The sequence below is a fragment of the Fusobacterium sp. genome (assembly GCF_029258315.1).
GTDB lineage: Bacteria > Fusobacteriota > Fusobacteriia > Fusobacteriales > Fusobacteriaceae > Fusobacterium_B.
The window spans coordinates 1-5199 of the sequence record NZ_JARHZE010000031.1 but is presented as its reverse complement, the minus strand read 5'-3'; the positions used below and the strand labels follow the sequence as shown (position 1 = coordinate 5199).

At 26.3% G+C, this 5199-nt stretch carries 6 protein-coding genes; 5 read left to right on the top strand and 1 reads right to left on the bottom strand.

Annotated features, from left to right (window positions below; genetic code table 11):
- Positions 1 to 244 precede the first annotated feature (244 nt).
- Positions 245 to 685, bottom strand: a complete 441-nt coding sequence (locus Q1J48_RS02265) for a hypothetical protein (protein WP_300360866.1) — start codon at positions 683 to 685, stop codon at positions 245 to 247.
- Positions 686 to 866: 181 nt separating this feature from the next.
- Here Q1J48_RS02265 and Q1J48_RS02260 point away from each other — a divergent pair, with 181 nt between their 5' ends.
- The 5 genes from Q1J48_RS02260 to Q1J48_RS02240 all read left to right on the top strand — a co-directional run.
- Positions 867 to 1526 (top strand): epoxyqueuosine reductase QueH, encoded by a 660-nt coding sequence (locus tag Q1J48_RS02260; RefSeq protein ID WP_300360864.1) that lies wholly within the window; start codon positions 867 to 869, stop codon positions 1524 to 1526.
- Complete coding sequence (gene mnmL, locus Q1J48_RS02255; RefSeq protein ID WP_300360862.1) at positions 1519 to 2436, top strand: tRNA modification radical SAM protein MnmL/YtqA; 918 nt, start codon at positions 1519 to 1521, stop codon at positions 2434 to 2436. The genes Q1J48_RS02260 and mnmL overlap by 8 nt, the downstream gene beginning before the upstream one ends.
- Positions 2437 to 2448: 12 nt before the next feature.
- Positions 2449 to 3303, top strand: coding sequence for a MurR/RpiR family transcriptional regulator (locus Q1J48_RS02250; RefSeq protein WP_300330703.1), 855 nt, complete (start codon positions 2449 to 2451; stop codon positions 3301 to 3303).
- Between the two features lie 34 nt (positions 3304 to 3337).
- Positions 3338 to 4177 (top strand): glucosamine-6-phosphate deaminase, encoded by an 840-nt coding sequence (gene nagB / locus Q1J48_RS02245; protein ID WP_300330705.1) that lies wholly within the window; start codon positions 3338 to 3340, stop codon positions 4175 to 4177.
- Between the two features lie 201 nt (positions 4178 to 4378).
- Positions 4379 to 5199 (top strand): 5'-nucleotidase, lipoprotein e(P4) family (locus Q1J48_RS02240; protein ID WP_300360859.1); only part of this gene is annotated, 821 nt, incomplete at its 3' end.

Sequence of the window (5199 nt, the reverse complement as noted above, 5' to 3'; positions counted from 1 at the left end):
TTAAAAAACCTCCTATATTATATTTATTTTTATATTATACTATATTTTAAAATATAAAAAAAGTAAAATTTAATATTTTATATAAAGATTAATAAAAATATAATATAAAATATAGAGATTTTATATTTTTAATAATTAATAATTTAAGATAAATTCTTTAATATAATTCTTAAAATAAAAAAGCTAAATAATATTTTCATTACTTAGCTTTAAATCAAAATCCTACATTATTATATATAGAATTTTATATCCTTACTATTTCATACTCAATATTTAAAAGATTAGCAACCTCTATTCCATATTCCATTTCTTTTCTTTGGAACTCCTTAATCAATTCACTTGTATAAAATCTATCACTTCTATGAATTAGACGCATTGCTATTATTTCATATTCAGTATATAAAATAATAATCTTTTTTATATTTAAACTTTTAAATCTTTCTATTGGTGTCCTAACTATATTATACTCACCGCCTATAAAACAAAAATGTCCTGATAGATAAATTTTATCTTCTTTTAACTTAGAAAGCGAGGTTATAAGAGCATTATCTTCATTTACACCATTATTCTCTCTATATTTATTTATTAATTCAGTTGAGCTATAAAAAGGAATATCATCTTTTAATCTTCTAAAAAATTGTCCTTTTCCCACTCCGTTTATACCTGCTACAAAAATTATTTCCATTTTCTCCCCTTTTATAAACTATAATATAATTTTTTTCTTATTATATCATATAAAAGAAATTTTTAAAAACAGAGAGTATGAATTTTGAATTAAAAATTTAAAAAAAATAAACTTTTGCAAAAAAAAATCTTGTAAAACTTTGAATAATGTATTAAAATATTAACTATAAGAGAGGAGTAAAATGAATAAAAAAAATTATGATTTATTAATGTGGGAACAGATAGAAAAGATAAAAACTTTAGAGAATAAACCAAAACTTTTATTACACACTTGTTGTGCTCCTTGTAGTTCAATGGTAATAAATACTCTAAAAGATTATTTTAATATAACTATATTTTTCTATAATCCCAATATCACAGAAAGTGATGAATATTATTTAAGATTAAACGAAATGAAAAAATATATAGAGGATATAGGACTTGATATTGATATAGTAGAGGGAAGATATAATCCAAGAGAAGATTTTTTTGAAAAGGTAAGAGGATTGGAAAAATGCCACGAGGGTGGGGAAAGATGTAAAAAATGTTATTCTCTTAGAATGGATGAAACATCAAAGTTTGCTAAAGAGAATGGATATGATTTTTTCACAACAGCTCTTTCAATCAGTCCATTAAAAAATTCAACTTGGATAAATGAGATTGGTATAGACCTTTCACAAATCTATTCAGTTAATTATCTATATGGAGATTTTAAGAAAAAAGGAAGATACCAAGAAAGTATAAAAATTTCTAGGGAATATGATTTATATAGACAGGATTATTGTGGTTGTATTTTCTCAAAAATAGAGTCTGAAAATTATAGAAAGGCTAAAGCTGAGGCAGAGGGAAAGTCCAATGAATAATGAAAGATTTTATAAATTAAATACATATTTAAAAGAGAAATTTAATGAAAAAATTTATAAAGTTTCTCTTGATGGTGGTTTTACTTGTCCCAATAGAGATGGAAAAATCTCAAATAAAGGTTGTCTATTTTGTAGTGATGTTGGTAGTGGAGAGTTTGCTGGAAACAGAAAAAAAACTATAACAGAGCAGATAGATGAACAACTTGAATTTATAAAAAGTAAAGTAAAAGACGGAAAGGTAATAGCATATTTTCAAAATTTTACAAATACATATGGAAATGTAGAATATTTAAGAAAAATATATTATGAGGCACTTTCTCACGAAAGAGTTATAGGGATAGCAATTGCAACTAGACCTGATTGTCTTAGTGATGAGATTATAGAACTTTTAGATGAGATAAATAAAAAATATTTTCTTTGGATAGAGTTAGGACTTCAAACTGTCAATGATGATATAGCCAATATAATAAATAGAGGATATAAAACAGAAGTTTATAGAGATATAACTAAAAAATTAAATGAAAAAAATATAAAATTTGTAACTCATATGATAATAGGGTTACCAAATGAAAAAAAAGAGGATTTGTACAACACAGTTAAATTAATAAATGATGTACACTCTTGGGGAATAAAGATACATCTATTATATATCTTAAAAAATAGTAATCTATTGAGATATTATGAAAAAAATCCATTTAAGATATATGAAAAAGAGGAGTATGAGGATACAATCATAGAACTTTTAAATATTTTATCTCCTGAGATAGTCATTCACAGATTAACAGGAGATGCTAAAAAAGACGAGCTTTTTGCACCTCTATGGAGTACAAATAAGAGAGGGATTTTAAATTCTATTGAAAAAAAATTAAAGGCAACAAATTCTTATCAAGGAAAAAATTTTTTAAAATAAAGAGGCGATAAAATGAGTGTCATAGATAGAATTAATACATTACAAGGGAAGTTTACCTCAAAAGAAAAAAAGATAAATAAATTTATTATGGCAAACATAGATAGAATTATGTATATGAATACCTATGAGATAGCAGAGCAATGTGAAACAAGTCAAGCCTCTGTTGTTAGATTTGCTAAAAAATTAGGTTATTCTGGATTTCCTGAATTAAAAGTTGATTTTGGTAAGGAGATAGGAAGAAGAGAGGCAAAAGAAAAAATAAGTTTTACTTATGAGGATATGTCAGAGAATGGGGAAATTTTTGAAAATATAAAAAATGTTGTCAAAATAAATACCCGTATAATAGAGGACACTTATTCATCTGTTGATGTTAAAGTTATAGAAAAAACTGTTAAGGCAATAAAAAAAGCTAGAAAAATTGTAATAGTTGGGGCTGGGTATTCTGGTATTATAGCAAGAGATTTAGAATATAAGTTATTAGAGCTTGGAATAAATGTTATTTTTCAAAATGATTTTCATACTCTATTAACAATTATACCAACTTTAACAGAGGAAGATATACTTTTTGTTATATCACAAAGTGGTAGAACATCTGATATATATTATCTAGTTGAAGAGTCTAAAAAAAGAAATATAAAGATAATTGCAATTACTCAGACATCAAACAATCCTATAAAAGAATTGGCTGATATTCAAATAACAACAGTTGTAGAAAAAAATAATTTTAGATCCACTTCGTTATATTCAAGAATTTCACAATTAACTATAATAGATATAATTTATGTATCACTTATATCAAGTGACAAAAAACTTGCAGAAAAATATATAGGTGATGCAATAGAAATAGCAAGCAAGTTTAAATTATAATATATTTTCAATACAAAAAAGTAGGAGGATAGATATGAGACTTATAATTACAGAAAAAAATATCGGAGATTGGGCAGCAGTTCACGTAGCAACTAGAATACTTGAGGCTAAACCAACAGCAGAAAAACCATTTGTTTTAGGATTACCTACTGGAGGAACACCAGTCGGAATGTACAAAAGATTGGTACAATTCTACAAAGACGGAATTTTATCTTTTGAAAATGTTGTAACATTTAATATGGACGAATATGTTGGACTTGATAAAGATAATGAGCAAAGTTATTGGAGATATATGCACGACAATTTATTTGATCACGTTAATATCAAACCTGAAAATGTAAATATGTTAAATGGAATGGTAAAAGGTGCTAAAGAAGAGGAAGAAGAGTGCAGAAGATATGAAGAAAAAATCGCTTCTTATGGAGGAATTGATTTATTTGTTGGAGGAATTGGACCAGATGGACACATTGCTTTCAATGAGCCAGGATCTTCTTTATCATCAAGAACTAGAAGTAAAGAATTAACAAAAGATACTATAATAGCAAACTCTAGATTTTTCGGAGGAGATTTAAATAAAGTTCCTAAAACTTCATTAACAGTTGGAGTTGGAACTGTAATGGATGCAAAAGAAGTTTTAATTCTTGTAAATGGAGCATCAAAAGCAAGAGCTTTACGTCACGCAGTTGAAGAGGGAATCAATCATATGTGGACAATTTCTGCTTTACAAATGCATAAAAAAGGAATTATCGTTTCTGATGAAGATGCAACTCTTGAATTAAAAGTTGGAACTTACAGATACTTTAAAGATATAGAGGCAAATAATCTTGATACAGATAAATTATTAAAAGACTTCTATGCTAAATATTCTAAATAATAAAATAGATTAAAAAAATTACAAATAGCTCTTTAATGGATATTTTTCATTGAGAGCTATTTTTATTTTCAAACAAATATTTTTGAATTTCACTTGTAAAATGAACTAATATAGAAAAAATTATACATTATTAAAAAACTAATTGAAAATTTTAGACAGGTATTGTATAATTTGTTATATAAATTATACAGGAGGTTACATATGAAAAGAAAAAATGCTTTATCTTTATTAGCTGTTGCAACAGCAATATTTGCAATGACAGGTTGTAGCAATTTAGGGAAAGATGAAAAAGTTACTATGACTTATAATCACGCATCTGCTAGAGAAAATTTAATGGCTACTAACTGGTACCAAACTTCTGGAGAGGCTAGAGCTTTATATATTCAAGGATACAATGTTGCTACTGAAAGATTAAAAACTTATTTAAAAACTCCACATAAAAAACCATACTCAATAGTTTTAGACTTAGATGAAACTGTAATTGACAACAGCCCTTACCAAGCAGAAAATATTTTAAGAGGAGAAAGTTTTTCTTCTAAAACTTGGAATGATTGGGTAAATATGAAATCAGCTAAAGCAGTTCCTGGAGCAAAAGAATTTTTACAATTTGCTGATAAAAATGGAGTAAAAATTTTCTATATATCTGATAGAGATGATACTCAATTAGAGGCTACTATTGAAAACTTAAAAGCAGAGGGAATTCCTGTACAATCAAAAGATAATGTTTTATTAAAAACTAAAGATGATAAGAGTGGAAAAGTAAATCGTCGTGAATATGTAAAAAAACATACAGATTTAATAATGCTTTTCGGAGATAACTTATCAGACTTTGATGTATTCTCTTCTAGTTCAATAGATGAAAGAAATAACAGAGTTGACGAGTTACAAAAAGAGTTTGGAGATAAATTTATATTATTCCCTAACCCAATGTATGGAGCATTTGAAAAAGCAATTTATAGTGGAAAATTCCCAGCAACTGACAAAGAAAAAACAGAAGTTAGAATAAACCACTTAAGAAGTTA

Excerpts from the sequence above, each read along its gene's own strand:
- Q1J48_RS02265 (WP_300360866.1), bottom strand. The coding sequence starts at position 685 with ATGGAAATAATTTTTGTAGCAGGTATAAACGGAGTGGGAAAAGGACAA.
- Q1J48_RS02260 (WP_300360864.1), top strand. The coding sequence starts at position 867 with ATGAATAAAAAAAATTATGATTTATTAATGTGGGAACAGATAGAAAAG.
- mnmL (WP_300360862.1), top strand. The coding sequence starts at position 1,519 with ATGAATAATGAAAGATTTTATAAATTAAATACATATTTAAAAGAGAAA.
- Q1J48_RS02250 (WP_300330703.1), top strand. The coding sequence starts at position 2,449 with ATGAGTGTCATAGATAGAATTAATACATTACAAGGGAAGTTTACCTCA.
- nagB (WP_300330705.1), top strand. The coding sequence starts at position 3,338 with ATGAGACTTATAATTACAGAAAAAAATATCGGAGATTGGGCAGCAGTT.